The sequence below is a fragment of the Empedobacter sp. 225-1 genome (assembly GCF_030328185.1).
Lineage (GTDB): Bacteria > Bacteroidota > Bacteroidia > Flavobacteriales > Weeksellaceae > Empedobacter > Empedobacter stercoris.
The window spans coordinates 1-16,435 of the sequence record NZ_JACALO010000019.1 but is presented as its reverse complement, the minus strand read 5'-3'; the positions used below and the strand labels follow the sequence as shown (position 1 = coordinate 16,435).

Genomic DNA, 16,435 nt, shown 5'->3' with positions numbered 1-16,435 from the left:
TAGTATGAATTTGGTTTCGGATAGAATTACGTTCAAACAAATCAATCAACTTGCAATTCCAGCCATTTTTTCTGGAATTGCCGAATCGTTGATTACATTAACCGACATCGCAATGGTTGGTAACGTATCTGAACATTCTGTAGAAGCCCTTGCTGCAACTGGTTTAGTTGGATCTTTTTTATCTGGTATAATTTGGATCGTTGCCCAAACGAAAACATCTATTTCATCTTTGGTCTCTCAAAGTCTTGGTGCAAATAAATTAGAAACTATCAAAAACTTGGTTCCTCAAGCCTTGTATTTTAATATCTTTTTAAGTTTATTGATTTTTATTCCAACCTACTTTTTTGCTCAACATCTTTTCGAACTTTACAATGCCACAGATTTAGTTCTTCAATTTTCGGTTGAATACTATAAAATCAGAGCTTTTGGATTTCCTCTTACACTTATTTCATTAACACTTTTTGGCGCTTTTAGAGGAATACAGAATACTTTATGGGCAATGAAATGTAGTTTAACAGCAGCGATAATCCATGTTTTTTTAGATTATATTTTGATTTTTGGTATTGAAGGACTTATTCCTGCATTACATATCAAAGGCGCTGCTTACGCGAGTCTTATTGCACAATTTATTATGGTTATCATGGCGTTTTATTACTATTTTACAAAAACCTCATTCAACCTAAATCCTGGAACATCGCTACATCCTTTATTTAGAAAATATATCAACCTTAGTTTTAATTTTATCTTACGCACAGCCTCACTTAATGTCGCCTTTTTCCTTGCCAACTCTTATGCTACGGATTATGGAAAAGATTATATCGCTGCGCAAAGTATTCTGATGAATATTTGGTTATTTTTCTCCTTTTTTATTGATGGATATGCAGGAGCTGGAAATGCTATGGCAGGACGATTGCAAGGCGAACGAAATTATCCTAAACTTTGGATTCTAAGCAAGGATATCTCCAAATACTCTGTTCTAATTGCTTGTATTTTGATTGCAATTTGTTTTGTTTTTTATAATCAAATAGGTGCAATTTTTAATCAAGATCCAAATGTACTCAACATTTTCAATGCTGTTTTTTGGATAGTTTTAATGATGCAACCTATTAATACGCTTGCTTATATTTTTGACGGTTTTTTCAAAGGAATGGGAGATGCTAAACTACTTCGAAACAACTTGATTTTTGCTACTTTTTTAGGCTTTTTACCTACTCTTTATCTCACTGATTATTTCGGATTGAACATTTATGGTATTTGGATTTCTTTTGGCGTTTGGATGTTTTTACGCAGCTTTCCATTGATGTATATTTTTAGAAAACGAGTGTTGAAACATGAGATTTAACGGTTTTAAATAATTCCCTTTAAAAATCAATATCCCACATCCCCACTGTTCTTTCAAGTTCTATTAATCCTGATGCACAATTAAATAACATCTCTAAATATTGAACTTGTATTTCGTTGTATGTGCGTTGCGCATCTAATACTTCCAATAAAGAAGTATTCCCTCTACTGTAACTGTATTTTTTTGCTTCTACTATTAAGTTAGCATTGTTTACAATTTCATCATCAAATTGTTTCATTTGTTTTTTATATGCCTCGTACCATGTATATGCTTCTTTTACTTGAGTTTTAATTTCTAGCTCAATTTGTTTATAATTTAATTCTGCTTGATTCAGCTGAATTTTAGCTATTTTCAATTCATTATTGTATCTGTTTGAAAATTTTAAAGGAATATTCACTCCCCCTTTTATTTGTGTAAACTGAGGGGTTTCAGCAGCTAAATTCCGAACTTCTCCTGAATGTTCAACACCTAGCATCAACCCCAAATCTATTGCACGATTAGCTTTGGCTAACGCTATCATCTTTTGACTAACCTCTTTACTTTGTAATGCTGCGGACAGATCAGTACGATTATTTATTGCTATTTCAACCAAATGATCCAAATCAAAATCTCGGTAAAATGTTCTCAATTCACCAACAGTCGTAATTTGATTTACTGAATCAACTCCCATAAAAATAGCCAATCGAATATATGATGCTGCTAAATCTGTTTCTGCTTGAGTGACTTCATTTTTTAATGTTTGAACTTCTAATCGACTTTGTCGAGCGTCAGTTTCTGAAATATCCCCCAACTTGAACCTCATCTCATCCGAATTTGCAAGCTGATTCACCATTTCATAAGAATTCTTTTTAACATTCAATAACTCTCTCTGATAGATTGTTTGTAAAAAACCCAATGTTGCATCAGCTTTTAAATTTTTAAAGTAATCCAAAAGAATCAGTTTCGTCAATTCATATTCGCTTTTAGCCAAATTAATTCGAGCTTTTCTTTTTCCTCCTAATTCTACTAACCATCCAACTTCTGCTGAGTATCCTATTCCCATCTTTCTGTTGGTTTCTCCATTATCAAAATATGCAAACTGAAGTTCTGGATCCTCAAATGCTTTTGCACTAATAATTTCCGATTCAGCTATAGCTAGATTAAAGCGTTCTGAAGCCAGTAAGATGTTATTTGTTTCGACTGTTTGGATAAACTTCTTATACGCTAGTTCGTACCCAGTAGTTTGTTGAGCCATTAATAAACTATTTGGAAGTATTAAAACACAAACCAATATAAACCAATATTTCTTCATTTTTCTCCTTCTTATTTATTTATAGACTTATCCAAAGAATTTCTTCCCCATTTTTTTTCGATCATATAGTATAATGCTGGAAGTGCAAAAAGTGTAATAACCGTTGAAAATAATAAACCATATACTATTACCGTTGCTAATGGACGTTGTACATCCGATCCGATTCCTGTTGATAACGAGGCAGGAAATAAACCTAAAATAGCCACAGTAGCTGTCATTAAAACAGGTCGAAAACGATTTTTTGTTCCTTCAATAACTGCTTCTAAAAGGTCTATTCCCTGATTTTTTAATAGATTGAATTGAGAGAGCATTATCACACCATTTTGAATAGCTACTCCAAATAGCGCAATGAAGCCAACTGCAGAAGAAACATTCAATGTCATCCCTCTTACATTTAATGCTAACATACCTCCAAATACAGCTAAGGGAATGATTCCAATCAATAACAAAGCTTGTCTCAAGTTTCCAAATGCAACATATAAAAGAGTGAACATGACTAAAATTGCAATTGGAATAACGATTGAAAGTCTTTTGTATGCACGGTTTTGGTTTTCGAATTGACCACTCCATTTGAGATGATATAAGCGATGATCATAAGTTATATTTTGTTCTATTTTATCATGAGCTTCCTTTAGAAAGGAACCTAAATCGCGGTCCCTTAAATTTAATTTTATTGTTAAATGTCGCTTATTCATTTCGCGCGTAATCGTACTCTCTCCTGTATTAAGCTTGATATCTGCCACTTGTGCTAAAGGTATTTTTATACCATCTATATTAGTCAAACTCAATTGTCCTATTTTTTCTGGTGTATTTCGACTATCTTCTTTGTACCGACAAATAAAATCGTACACTTTATCATCTAAAAAGATTTGAGAAATCGCTTTACCTCCGATTGCAACTTCAATTAATTCAGCAACATCAGACACATTTAGTCCATATTGAGCAATTTTATCTCGATTAGCATGAATCTGCAATTGAGGTAATGGAGGTTCTTGATCAATTGAAACATCAACCGCCCCTCTTACCTTTTTCAATTCTTTCATCATACTTTCAGCTATTTTACGTGTTTCGGTAAATTCTTTACCATAAATTTTAACTGCCAATTCGCTATGTGTACCTGATATTTTATCCATTACACCATCTATCATTGGTTGAGAAAAACCTACCGTATATCCAGGCATAGCGGCATATTCTTTTTCCAATTCACGAATCAAATCATTTTTAGTTTTCCCTTTAGGCCATTCTTTATAAGGTTTTAATCCAATCGAAACTTCGAAATGAGAAGCAGTCCAAGGGTCTGTTCCATCATCATTTCGGCCTGCTTGTACCATTACATATGTAACCTCATCATATTGCATTGTATGAGATCTCAATGCATCACTCATTTCCTTTGATTTCTCTACTGATAAACCAGGAGGTAATTCAACTTGTAACCAAATCGACCCTTCATCCAATGTTGGTAAAAAATCTTTTCCAACAGAAATGGATAAACCTACTGCACAACCAAGAATTATAATAAGTGGTAAAATAACTTTTTTTGGTTTTACTATAATTTTCTCGATAATAGATGAATAAGATTGTGTTAATTTTTCTAACCATTTATTGTGGTAAATTTTTTGAGGTTTTTTATACATTACATATGCTAACCCTGGAATTAACAAAAGAGCTACTGACAATGCACCAAGTAAGGCATAACCTACAGTAAAAGCCATTGGTGTGAAAAGCTTTCGTTCGACTCTCTCAAAAGCAAATAGAGGTAAATAAGCCGTTATGATTATTAGAGTCGCAAAGAATATAGGCTTTGCGACTTGTTTTGCGACTTTAGAAATACTATGTTCTTTTAAATATTCTGTAGGATTTTTCTCTCTTTTTTTCAAAACGGTTTCCATCATTACAATTGCTCCGTCTACTATAATTCCAAAATCAATCGCTCCTAAAGACAATAGATTTGCAGGAATAGAGGTAAAATGCATGAAAACAAATGCGATAAGCAATGAAAGTGGAATCGTGATTGCAACTAAAAGTGCGCCTCTCCAACTTCCTAAAAAAACGATTAATACAATAACTACAAGACAGATACCTTCTATTAAAGTATGAGAAACAGTATTAAGTGTTGTCTCGACCAAATCTGTTCGGTCTAAAAAGGCATGAATTTTTACATCATTTGGTAAAATATCATGATTAAGTTCATTGACAGCTTCATGAATACCTGCTAAAACTGTAGATGGATCTTCACCTTTTAATAACAATACAATTCCCTCGATTCCATCTGAATAATTTCTCGTTTTGTCACTATACCCTAAAACACCTTTTCGCTCAACACTTCCGTATTTTAATTGTCCAATATCAGATAATAAAATAGGTACTCCATTTTCTGTCTTAATAACAATCTTTCCAAAATCATCCAAATCTTTCACCAGACCTATTCCTCTAATTACGTAGCCAATATCTCCTTGAGGTAATGTACTTCCACCAGCGTTCACATTATTTTGATCTATGGTTTCGACAACATCATTGAGTGAAATATTATATTGAGTTAATTTAGTTGGGTCTATTTCTATTTGATACTGCGTTGTAATCCCTCCAAAATTTGTTACTTCCGCTACACCTGACACCTGATTAATTCTAGGAACAATGACAAAACGTTGTAAATCTGTTAACTCCCTTAAGTCTTTTGTATCACTTTCTATAATGTAACGATAGACCTCTCCAATTGGTGACGTTAAAGGATCTAATCCAGGTTCCGCTCCATAAGGTAAGTCAATATCATTCAATCGTTCTTGTATTCTCATGCGTGCCCAGTAATCATCAACTCCATCTTTAAATACAATTGTAATAATGGATAAACCAAATGTACTTTTACTACGCATTACATGCATACCAGGTAAACCATTGAGTTCCCTTTCTATCGGGATAGTAATCTGTTGTTCTATCTCTTCAGCTGCTAATCCAGGAACTTGCGTAACAATTTGAGAAGTTACATCTGCAATATCTGGATAAGCTTCTATTGCTAATTGCTTCCAAGAATAATAACCAAATACAGCTATCAATGAAAACAAAGTCACCATTAGCCATTTCTTGGCAATTGCCATTTCGATTAATTTGTTCATTTCAATCGTTTATTTTACCCCCATTAAAAACACTCCTCCATCAACCACCACTTTATCTCCTGCTTTTAATCCATCTGTAACACGAACTAAATGATTATCTTCAGAATGACCTATCGCCACAACTTTTGTTTTATGGTATTTCTTTTCATCAATTTTTACAAAAACATATTGATCTGCTTTGTCCTGAAAAACAGCTTTTGAAGGAAGAATAATTTCTTCTTTACCAAAACCTTTAAGTACGACATTAACATACATACCTGGCTTTAGAAGGAATTGATTATTTTCAGTTTCAATTAAAACTTCTACACTTCTGCTTTCTTCGTTCAAAGTTTGTCCTATATGAATTATTTTTCCATCAAATACAATTGTGGGAAAGGCCTCAACTGTAAATGAAATTCTTTTTAATTCTTTTAGAAAACCTAAATTATGCTCTTTTATTTGCGCAGAAACCCATACCTTTGACAGGTCTGCTACTGTTACCAAAGCTTCATGATCTTCTTTTAAATATTGTCCTGTAACTAGTTCATTTTTTATAATCTGACCAGAAATTGGCGATCGAACCATTAAAGATTGTCCCATTCCTATTTGAGAAGAAGTATTAAAAACCTTTACAGATGCTGCAGCTTGATCTACAGCTATTTTTTTTATTTTAAAATCTGTTTGCGCTTCTTCTAATTCTCTTTTTACACCAACAGCATGATCAAATAAATCTTTTTGTCGTTTTAAATTTATTTCGGCTTGTTTTAATTCTTGTTGCGCTGCTAAATATTCTTGTTGTGCAACAAAAAAATCTGCAGATTTAATTTCAAATATTGGTGCTCCTTTTTTCACTTGCTGTCCCAATGAAACGAAAGATTTAACTACTCGTCCAGCAAATGGAGAAGCAACTTGAGCAAAATGTTCTGGAATTGTTTTTACAATTCCAGGTGAATTCAAATCAGACTCTACCAACTGAAGTTGTGCATTTTCTATTTTTAATTGAGTTATAATAGTGGAATTATCACTGAATATTATTTCATTTTTATCCCAGTAATAATCTGCTGTTTCTGATTGTTCTATTTTACTGTTACAACTGTTTGTTAAAACAAAACCATTCCCAATAATAAGCAGCAAAAAAAGAGTTACTTTTGATTTTTTCATAAGATATATTCTATCTATTTTATTTCTAAACTTCATTTCTGATAATTTCCCAACGAATTTTTTGGACATCTTTTTCAATGGTTAATCGACTTGCTATTTTTTCTAAAAGACTATCTTGCTGATATAAAGCTGATATCTCTGCTGAAATCATTACAGAATCATTTATTAAATCATCATCACTCGAAAGAGATTTCATCATAAGGTTTTCATTATTCTCAATTGAACGCATTAGTAATACTCTTAAATGATTTTCTACATCATTTCTACATTTTATTACCAATAAATATTCGGTATCCTTGTGGTTTTTATTTTTGAAAGAGTAACGGTAAATCTGATTACTAATCGGTCTTAATAATAGATGTGCTAACATTATAATACAAGTAAGTATAACCGCTTGTATAGAAAGTCCTGAACCAGCAAATAACCCGATTGCTGCTGAACACCAAATCGTTGCAGCAGTATTCAACCCTCTTACACTCACTCCGTCTTTCATAATGACTCCAGCGCCTAAAAAACCTATTCCACTGATAACATATGAAGCTATTCGTCCTACGGCATCTCCTCCAATGGCATAAGACATTAAGATAAATGCTGCTGAACCTACACATACCAAGGTATTTGTTCTTAATCCAGCACTTTTTTGACGATATTCACGCTCTAAACCTATTGCAGCTCCTAATAGAAAAGCTAATCCTAACTGCATTGTAAAATTTATTAAATTCATTTTATATTTTTTTAAGGAAAACCAAAGTTTCAATTCTCTTAAAAGCAGTAATAAATGAATCTTTGGTTTATTGTTTGACGAATTGGGAATCTGTTTCCATTGTTATTTTTTTTCTGTTGCAAATCTACATGACATGGAAAACAGTTGCTGTTAGAAACCTTTTAGAAGAATATTAGAATTTTATTAGAACAAAAAAGCCTGCAATAACGCAGGCTTTTTCCTATTTTTATGATTTATTATTAGTTGTTTTTTTTCAAAACTACTCGAAAAAAAGTTTTATTTTCTTCTTTGGTATATACAGCTAATTGACCAAAATGCAAATCAATAATTTTTTTCACCAAATACAAACCTATTCCTTGACCTTGAATATTTTTATGTTGAGCACTTCTATAAAATGGTTGAAAAATCATGGTTAATTCATCTTGTCTTATCCGTTCACCTTCATTAATAAAGTCAATGTTCACTTCGGTTTCATCAAAATCAATTTGAATCTCACAAGTGGAATTAATTGAATATTTACATGCATTTTCTATTAAATTAGTAAAAGCAACTTTTAATAAATATTCATTTCCATTCACTTCGACCTCGTTTTCTTCGTTTGGAATTTGAATAAAATTTAATTCTACTTTATATTCCTTATTATTTTTTTGAACCTGAACCACCGAATCTAAAAGTATTTCATCAATTCTAATTCTTTTAAAATTAATTTCTGAAGGATCGTAACTAGCTTTCGCCATATCAAGTAAACTGTTGGATAAACGAACAATTCTTTTTGTGTCATTTAATGCAAATTGGATTAACTCTTGATATTCTTCATTAGAATGCTTCTTCCCTAAAGCCATTTCTAATTCTGTTATTATCGCTGCTAATGGCGTACGAAGTTCATGTGCTATATTAGAAACAAAACTTTTCTGAGAATCAAAAGAATTTTCTAATCGTTGTAACATTTGATTGATTGTAATTGTTAATTCTGCTAACTCATCTCCTTTTGATTTTAATTCAATTCTAAGATCTAAATTTGAAGCAGAAATTTGTTTTGCTTTACTCGTTATCGCCTTGATTGGATTTATCGCTTTATTGGTAAAAAAGAAAGCAGACAATAAAATTAGCAGCAAAGACAATGTATAGATAAGGATAATATTTTTTAATAAATTGTTAATTTTACTGTAACCATATTCATCCAAAGCTGCAGCTGTAACAAAATAATCAATTCCATCTACAGTATATTTCATCCCGACGACTTGCCACCTATCTTGGTAGAAATTAATGTAACCTTTTTGCTGTACTTGATCGAATAACGCTTCTGTTTCTTTAACAAAATCGATTTCTACTGCATCGTGGTAAATTAATGTTTTGTTGTGATCATAAACTGCAACTTCAACTTCATTGAGAGTTTGTCTGTTATTTTGATAGATATGATGCAAAACATCGGATGAAACTTTAGCTTTAAGAAAAAGATTTGATTTAGTTATAGCTTCTTTTTTAAGCAATTCAAAAAATTCTTTTTCTCTGTCTTTTTTTGCTGAATAATAAATTATAAAAGCAAAGAAAAAAAGAATAGTTGCTGTAAGCAAAGTAAATAAAAGTGTCAGTCTAATTCTAATTTTCATCTTTCTTAAATATAAATCCTTGACCTGTTTTGGTATGAATTAGTTTTGCCCCAAAATGCCTGTCAACTTTATTTCTTAAATAATTTATATAAACATCAATAAAATTAGTCCCTGTATCAAAATGTGTATCCCATACTTTTTCCGCAATCTCAGTTCTAGATAGCACACGTTCTTTATTTTCGAGCATATAATGTAAAAGACGAAATTCTTTTGGTGTTAGATTAATTTCTTTCCCTTCTCTTTTCACTATTTTTGTATGGAGATTCATCTCTAATGTATCATATTCCAAAATGAAAGATAACGTCTGCATATTGTACTTTCTTTTAGACAAGACGCCAATTCTTGCGATAAGTTCCCTCATTTCAAAAGGTTTTACCATATAATCATCTGCACCTGCATCAAACCCTTCAACTTTATCATCGGTTGTTCCTAGAGCTGTTAACATGATAATAGGAAGAAAAGGTTTTAACTTTTTTAATTCTTGACAAAAATCTAATCCACTTAATTTAGGTAAAATAATATCTGACACAACCAAATCATACTCTTCACGAAGAGCCAATTTTAGTGCCATTTCTCCATCATAAACTACCGTTGTTTCAAACCCGTTCTCTTCTAAACCTCTTCGAATTAACGCTGACATTCTTTGATCGTCTTCTACTATTAAAATATGCATATTACAAAAATAAGGATTTAATTTTAAGGATTTTATCCTATGAGACCATTAGCGTCCTAAACGTTAAAAGAAAGCGTAAAAAAAGCGCGTAAATTTCGGATCTCAAATTATCTTTGAGTTGGACACCAAAAAAACACGCGCTTGATGGTAAATATAACATTGTTTTCTCAGATAATAACAAAACTTAACCGCTCAAATTTCAAAAAATTAGTAAACGAAAAGCAAACAGATAAACACAACAAAGGTTTTGACAGTTGGAGTCATTTGATTTCCATGCTATTTTGTCATTTTGCACGTAGCAAGTCTGTTCGTGATATAAGCAATGGCCTTCGATCTGCTACGGGAAATCTAAACCATCTTGGTATAGTTAAAGCACCCTCTAAATCATCAATAAGTTATCAGAATAAAAACCGAAGCCATGAGCTATTCAAAGAATACTATTTTGCTTTGCTTCAAAGTTTAGGACAGCACCCTAAGTTTAAACAGGTAAAGTTCCGCATAAAATCAAAAATCCTATTATTAGACTCCACCACAATATCCCTATGCTTAAGTATTTTTGATTGGGCAAAATACAAGACCACCAAAGGAGCTGTTAAAATGCATACACTTCTTGATTTTGATGGGAATCTACCAGCTTACATCAATATCACCGATGGTAAAACAGCTGATAATAAAGGGGCTTACGACATCCCTTTGCTGAAGGGTAGTGTTATTGTTGCAGATCGATTTTACAATGATTTTAGCCTGTTAAACGTTTGGGACAGCAAGCAAGTATACTTTGTAATTAGGCACAAGGATAACTTGAAATTTGAGACAATTAAGGAGTTAGAATTACCTAAGAACAGGCATCAAAATGTTCTGAAAGATGAAATCATTACTTTGGCTAATGAAAAATCAAAACAGCTATACCCTAATAAACTAAGGCGTGTAGCGGTATGGGATCAAGAAAATGAGCAGGTCATAGAGCTTATTACCAACCAGTTTACCTGGACGGCTCATACGATTAGTGAGCTTTATAAAAGTAGATGGATGATGGAGATATTCTTTAGAGACTTAAAACAACTTTTACATATAAAATCCTTTGTTGGAACCTCGGAAAACGCTGTAATGATACAAATATGGACGGCGCTTATCACTATTTTAATACTTAAAGCACTACGTGCGCAATCAAAATTCAATTGGCATTTATCCAATTTAGTCGCTTTTATAAGACTAAATCTTTTTGTGAAGATTGAATTACAAAAATGGCTTGATAATCCACTAAAGGAAGTAGAAAAACCTCCTCCAAAATTGGAACAAGGGGTTCTATTTTAAATTTTGTCCAACTATAGCTTGTATCCTACTAAAGTGGGTGGATATTTTATGCCCTAAATTTATTTAGGACGCTATTGCTATGAGACATGAAAATAGCTCCAAAAATAATTTAAGTATAATTGGATATATTTTTTCAAAATTTGGATTATACGCAGCTTTCCGTTGATGTATATTTTGAGAAAACGAGTATTGAAACATTAAAAAAGTCGCTCAAGAGCGACTTTAGAAAGGTATTATATAAATTAAATTCTTATGGTGTAGAAATCGAAGCTTGTTGAATTTTTCCGTTAAAATATTTCCAACCATTCAATCCAAAATCAACAAGATATTCGGCCATTTCATTTGGTTGTAAAGGCGCAATATATCCAGGGAAAGCTTCTTCTAACATTTCAGTTTGTACGGCTCCTAATGCGACTGCATTAATTCTTGGACCATGATCTTTTAATTCTTCTGCCAACAATTCTGTTAAATTAACTGTTGCCGATTTAGAAGATGAATAAACTGATAATCCTGGAAATTTCACAGAACCTTGTACGGCTCCCATTGTTGAAATATTTACAACATGTGATGATGTATCAAATTTTGGCATCAAAATTTGTATCAAACGATATGGTGCCATAAAATTCACTTGCCATGAAGTTAATAAATCTTCTTCTTTTATTTCTTCAAAAGGTTTATTAATACAAATTCCTGCATTGTTGTATAAAACATCTACTTTCTCCCAAGAATTAACCGCTTCTTTCACTTGTGAAATCTCATCAAAATTAGTCAAATCAATTCCTATAAACCGATATTGATTTTCTTTTGCGTAAACCTCTAATTCTTTTAATTTATCTACATTTCGAGAAATTGTCAACACACGGTTTCCTAATTCTAAATGTTGTTTTGCCAATTCAAAACCAATTCCTCTACTTGCTCCCGTTACGATTATATTTTTCATACTGTTGTACAAATTTTACGATTTGTTCTATCGATTCAAATTTTTGTCCTTCAAAGATGATGTTATTTTCTGTTATTTCAATATGATTTTCGGCAGTATTTTCGACAGAAATTCCATTTCGAAACAACGCATTTTTTACCCAAAAAGCTAATTCAGAACTTCCTTTTATTCCTATTACTTTTGTGCAATTAGTGGGAGTCGAAAAACGGTTATTCGCTTTATCGTACATCAAATTATGGTTGGATAATTTCTGAATAATATGATGTTCAAATGCTATTTGTTCTGGAATTCCTTCAGAAAGGTTACCCTTTTCTATCCACCAAATTTTATCCGCATTTTCTAAGGCAAAATCTACTTCATGGGTAATCATCAAAAACGATTTATCCATTTTAGTTTTCAATTCATTTAATAAATTAAATATTTTATATCGATTGGCTAAATCTAAATTAGATGTTGGTTCATCTAAAATTACCAATTTAGCATCTTGACATAAAGCACGCGCAATCATTACCAATTGCAATTGGCCTTCGCTAATTTCATTCGCAAATAGATGAGCCAAATCGGTAATTCCGACCAGTTCTAACACCTCATCAATTAAGTATTGTTCCTCTTTCGAAACTTTCTTCAAAACTTTATGATAAGGCAAACGTCCCATCGCTACCAATTCAGAAACTCTAATTTTTGGAACAATTGCCATTCGTGGTAAAACCACAGCGATATGTTGTGCAATCTCTTGAGAAGATAATTTTTGCAATAAATTATTATCCAAATAAATTTTACCTTCAAGACTTTTCTCAAAACCTAAAATGGTATTAATCAATGTTGATTTCCCTGCTCCATTCTTCCCTAAAATCGTAATCAATTCATTTGTGAAGATCGTAGTATTAATCGTTGAAACAATTTTTTTTGCATTATAACCAACTGAAAGATTTTCCAATTTTAATACCTCACTTTTCATCGCACTCCATTTTTATTATTCAACAAAATACTTATCACAATTGGTGCTCCGAACAATGCGGTAATAATATTAATAGGTAAAGTTCCAAATGGAAAAATTTCAGTCAAGATTGAAAAAAGTAACATAAAAAATATACCTGACACGAAAATCCATCGGTATAAAATTTTCATATCGCCTGTTCGTAATAATGTTCTACAAATATGAGGAACGGCTAATCCTATAAAGCTAATAGGCCCTGCAAATGCGGTCGCTGAAGCTGTTAACAATGCGGTTGAAATAAGAATTGTTAATCTTAATTTTTTAATATTTATTCCCAACGACTGTGCATATTTTTCGCCCAATAACAAAGCTGTAATTCCTCGTAAAGTAAACAAGGAAACGATAATTCCACTTAGAACAAATAATCCGAAAACACCTAATTGTTCCCAAGATAAACCACTTAATGAACCGAATCCCCAAACTAAATAGGTTTTTATCTTATCCGAAGGTGCAAAATATTGCATCATTCCGATTAATGCGCCTGCTAAACCAGCAATCATAAAACCAATAATCACTAAGGATGCAGATGATTTAACGCGAAAAGAAAGTGAAATAACCATTAACAAAGCAACTATTGCACCTAAGAATGAAGCTATAATTGTAATCCAAGGATTGTTTAAAAATTCATCTAATCCAATCATCGAAAAAAGAAAAATTACAATCGCAACACCTAAACTGGCCATTGACGTAATTCCCAATACGGAAGGTTCTGCTAAAGGATTTTTGAATAATTCTTGCATCAAAAAACCTGAAATAGGCAAAGCAATACCAACCAACAAAGCTGTTAGTGATTTTGGCAATCGAAAATTGAGTACAAGGTTATGGTACATTTCGTCTGAATGCCCAAAAATGACACTGAATATTTCGGTGAAAGAAATCGGAACTTTTCCAACACTTAAACTGATCACAAAAAGTAAGAGTGTTAAAATAATCAATACAAAAAATAACGGTTTTTCTTTCATCAAGACAAAGATAGAAATTCTAATAATTTCTTAAAGTTTAATTATAAATTCGTTTTAAATCAAATTTTATGATTAGTTTCGTTTCATGAATTTTAGAAGTCTTGTTTTAATTATTTCTTCGATTTTCATGCTACTTACACCTTGTAGCATGAAAGCTTCTATTCATACTATTTTAGAAGTTGAAAATGTTCAGCAAACAAAATCAACTCCAAGTAAAACAATTCAGAGTAATACAACATCTTGTGTTAACATTAAATTTGAAGTAATTAAGAAATCAAGCAAACAACTTGATTTATCTCATTTTGATTTACCGCAAATATCTTTACAATTCATTCAATACGCACGATCTTCATTGATCGTAGAAGATATTGATTCGAATAAAATACAATCTCCAAAAATACCTTTCTATTTATTGTATAAGCAATTGAAATATTCGTTGTTGTCGTAATTTTCACAATTAATTCAACAATAATTATTCAACAATCTATACTTATTTGTACATTATTGAATTAGAATTCGTCAATTCGAGTGATTTTTCGAACTATAAAAAGAAGAAAAATTGTATCGATAATTAAGATGAATTTTATCTTCTAAAACCTTATTCTCGATACAAAATTCTAAATGAATTTCACTCGAATTGACTGTTTTAGACTACAAAACAAAAATGTAGATTTAAGTAACTTATATAACATATCATGCAAAACAAATCTGTTTTATCAATGGGTAATGCTGTATTGGCATTGCGTTTAGTCATTGGTTGGACGTACTTTTCTGCCTTTTGGAGGCGGTTAATTTTAGAAAACAAACTTGATCCAGAAGCAACTGGATACATTGGCGAAAAATTTAATCATTTTTTACCGAACGCTCTTTTCATCAAACCTCTTATTCAATATTTGGTCGAAAATCCCGAAGCTTTATTGTGGAACATGTGGATTTTCACCATTATAGAAGGCGTGGTAGGCTTGTGTTTGATGCTTGGTTACAAAACGCGTTTCATGAGTATCGGTGTTTTCTTCTTAGCAATGGGAATTTTGTTAGGTTCGGGATGGATTGGAACAACTTGTTTGGACGAATGGCAAATTGGCGTATTAGGTTTGGCAGGAGGATTCACGCTAATGCAAGCGGGCTCTGGTAAAATATCCTTGGATTATTTATTCAATAAAAATCAATTTGTTGAACAAGAAAATAAATGGAATTCTATTTCTTATAAAAAATATACACCTCATTTTATCGGATTTAGTTTTTTCATATTATTCGTTACGTTGTTTACAAATCAAGTATTTCATGGTGGTGTTTATGGAACTTTACACAATAAATCGGTCAAGCCAAAAGTAGAAATAACCAATTTAAAACAACTTCAAAATAAGGTTTCATTTGACGTTATGCGAATAGAAGGTGCTGATGTATATGGTTCTTTTTTAATCCAAATTGATTTTTACAATGACCAAAATAAAATCATTGAATCATTAGATATGAAAGAGTTATCAAATTTAGACCAACAACAAATTTCGAATTATTATGTAGCAAAAGTTACACCACATAAACACAGTTTAGTGTTACCTTTGGGAGCGAAAGCAAACTTAAATTTTGAAATAGAGAATAGAATTCACAAAGTAGTACTAACCGATATAAGCGGATTACAATGGGAACAAACAATAAATTTATAGCAATGTTAAAAAGAAATTACTCAACTATTATCGTAGGAGCGTTGGCTTTGGTCTTACTTTTTGTACCAGAAGCTAAAGCAATGATGCAGCAAGGTTTAATGAAATTAGGATTATTCGATCCAAAATTAGAAAAAGTTGAAAAGTCTTCTCAACCAGAAACCGAAGCAAATTATATTTTCGAAATGGTAGATGTGGATGGAAAAACTGTCAACATGGAAGATCTGAAAGGAAAAGTAGTGTTTATGAATTTTTGGGCTACTTGGTGCCCTCCTTGTATTGCAGAAATGCCTTCTATTCAAACTTTATATGACAAAGTAAAAGAGGATAAAGATATCGTGATTTTAACAGTGGAAGTAGAAGGAAAACGTGATAAAGTAGCGAAATTCATGGAACGTAAAAAACTTTCGTTACCAGTTGTTTATCCCAACTCATCTATTCCGACTGAATTTTTTAATGGTTCGTTACCAACAACTATTATCTTAGACAAAAAAGGAAACATTGCACACACCACAATGGGAATGGCAGATTATTCTGGTCAAGATATTGTTGATTTCTTGAACGAATTGAAAACGATGGAATAATTATTCTATGTAACGTCCTGAAAAAATGATACAGGATTAGACCAATAAAATTTTATTTTAAACAGTACATATATTCGTATTTGT

At 31.9% G+C, this 16,435-nt stretch carries 14 protein-coding genes; 5 read left to right on the top strand and 9 right to left on the bottom strand.

Annotated features, from left to right (window positions below):
- The first annotated feature begins 4 nt into the window (after positions 1 to 4).
- Positions 5 to 1,342 (top strand): MATE family efflux transporter, encoded by a 1,338-nt coding sequence (locus HX088_RS07210; RefSeq protein ID WP_260544113.1) that lies wholly within the window; start codon positions 5 to 7, stop codon positions 1,340 to 1,342.
- Between the two features lie 19 nt (positions 1,343 to 1,361).
- On the opposite strand, the gene HX088_RS07205 is transcribed toward HX088_RS07210, so the two are convergent.
- The 6 genes from HX088_RS07205 to HX088_RS07180 form a co-directional block, all read right to left on the bottom strand.
- Positions 1,362 to 2,633, bottom strand: a complete 1,272-nt coding sequence (locus HX088_RS07205) for a TolC family protein (protein ID WP_286483782.1) — start codon at positions 2,631 to 2,633, stop codon at positions 1,362 to 1,364.
- Between the two features lie 11 nt (positions 2,634 to 2,644).
- Positions 2,645 to 5,743, bottom strand: a complete 3,099-nt coding sequence (locus HX088_RS07200) for an efflux RND transporter permease subunit (protein ID WP_171622898.1) — start codon at positions 5,741 to 5,743, stop codon at positions 2,645 to 2,647.
- A gap of 9 nt (positions 5,744 to 5,752) precedes the next feature.
- Positions 5,753 to 6,883 (bottom strand): efflux RND transporter periplasmic adaptor subunit, encoded by a 1,131-nt coding sequence (locus HX088_RS07195; protein ID WP_286483781.1) that lies wholly within the window; start codon positions 6,881 to 6,883, stop codon positions 5,753 to 5,755.
- A gap of 25 nt (positions 6,884 to 6,908) precedes the next feature.
- Positions 6,909 to 7,607, bottom strand: coding sequence for an MgtC/SapB family protein (locus HX088_RS07190; protein ID WP_225542135.1), 699 nt, complete (start codon positions 7,605 to 7,607; stop codon positions 6,909 to 6,911).
- Between the two features lie 239 nt (positions 7,608 to 7,846).
- Positions 7,847 to 9,217, bottom strand: a complete 1,371-nt coding sequence (locus HX088_RS07185; RefSeq protein WP_286483780.1) for a HAMP domain-containing sensor histidine kinase — start codon at positions 9,215 to 9,217, stop codon at positions 7,847 to 7,849.
- Positions 9,207 to 9,890: a response regulator transcription factor gene (locus tag HX088_RS07180; RefSeq protein WP_171622927.1), complete on the bottom strand. Its 684-nt coding sequence runs from the start codon at positions 9,888 to 9,890 to the stop codon at positions 9,207 to 9,209. The genes HX088_RS07185 and HX088_RS07180 overlap by 11 nt, the downstream gene beginning before the upstream one ends.
- A gap of 141 nt (positions 9,891 to 10,031) precedes the next feature.
- On the opposite strand from HX088_RS07180, the gene HX088_RS07175 reads away from it, so the two are divergent.
- A complete protein-coding gene (locus tag HX088_RS07175; RefSeq protein ID WP_286483779.1) occupies positions 10,032 to 11,204 on the top strand; it encodes an IS4 family transposase in 1,173 nt (390 codons plus the stop codon).
- 250 nt (positions 11,205 to 11,454) lie between these two features.
- Here HX088_RS07175 and HX088_RS07170 read toward each other — a convergent pair whose 3' ends face one another.
- From HX088_RS07170 to HX088_RS07160, 3 genes are read right to left on the bottom strand one after another with little or no spacing between them, the layout of a single operon-like run.
- Positions 11,455 to 12,144, bottom strand: a complete 690-nt coding sequence (locus tag HX088_RS07170; protein WP_284584044.1) for an SDR family NAD(P)-dependent oxidoreductase — start codon at positions 12,142 to 12,144, stop codon at positions 11,455 to 11,457.
- The gene (locus HX088_RS07165; RefSeq protein ID WP_286483778.1) at positions 12,113 to 13,102 is read right to left on the bottom strand and encodes an ABC transporter ATP-binding protein; all 990 of its coding nucleotides are present in this window, start codon (positions 13,100 to 13,102) and stop codon (positions 12,113 to 12,115) included. The genes HX088_RS07170 and HX088_RS07165 overlap by 32 nt, the downstream gene beginning before the upstream one ends.
- On the bottom strand, positions 13,099 to 14,103 hold the full coding sequence (locus tag HX088_RS07160; RefSeq protein ID WP_171622892.1) for a FecCD family ABC transporter permease: 1,005 nt from the start codon (positions 14,101 to 14,103) through the stop codon (positions 13,099 to 13,101). The genes HX088_RS07165 and HX088_RS07160 overlap by 4 nt, the downstream gene beginning before the upstream one ends.
- An 85-nt stretch (positions 14,104 to 14,188) precedes the next feature.
- Between HX088_RS07160 and HX088_RS07155 the strand changes: the two genes are divergently transcribed.
- From HX088_RS07155 to HX088_RS07145, 3 genes are all read left to right on the top strand, one after another.
- Complete coding sequence (locus HX088_RS07155) at positions 14,189 to 14,551, top strand: hypothetical protein (RefSeq protein ID WP_286483777.1); 363 nt, start codon at positions 14,189 to 14,191, stop codon at positions 14,549 to 14,551.
- 247 nt (positions 14,552 to 14,798) lie between these two features.
- The gene (locus HX088_RS07150) at positions 14,799 to 15,770 is read left to right on the top strand and encodes a TQO small subunit DoxD (protein WP_260544127.1); all 972 of its coding nucleotides are present in this window, start codon (positions 14,799 to 14,801) and stop codon (positions 15,768 to 15,770) included.
- Positions 15,771 to 15,772: 2 nt separating this feature from the next.
- Positions 15,773 to 16,351 carry a TlpA family protein disulfide reductase gene (locus HX088_RS07145; protein WP_260544129.1) on the top strand — a complete coding sequence of 193 codons (579 nt, stop codon included), beginning with the start codon at positions 15,773 to 15,775 and terminating at the stop codon, positions 16,349 to 16,351.
- Positions 16,352 to 16,435 lie beyond the last annotated feature (84 nt).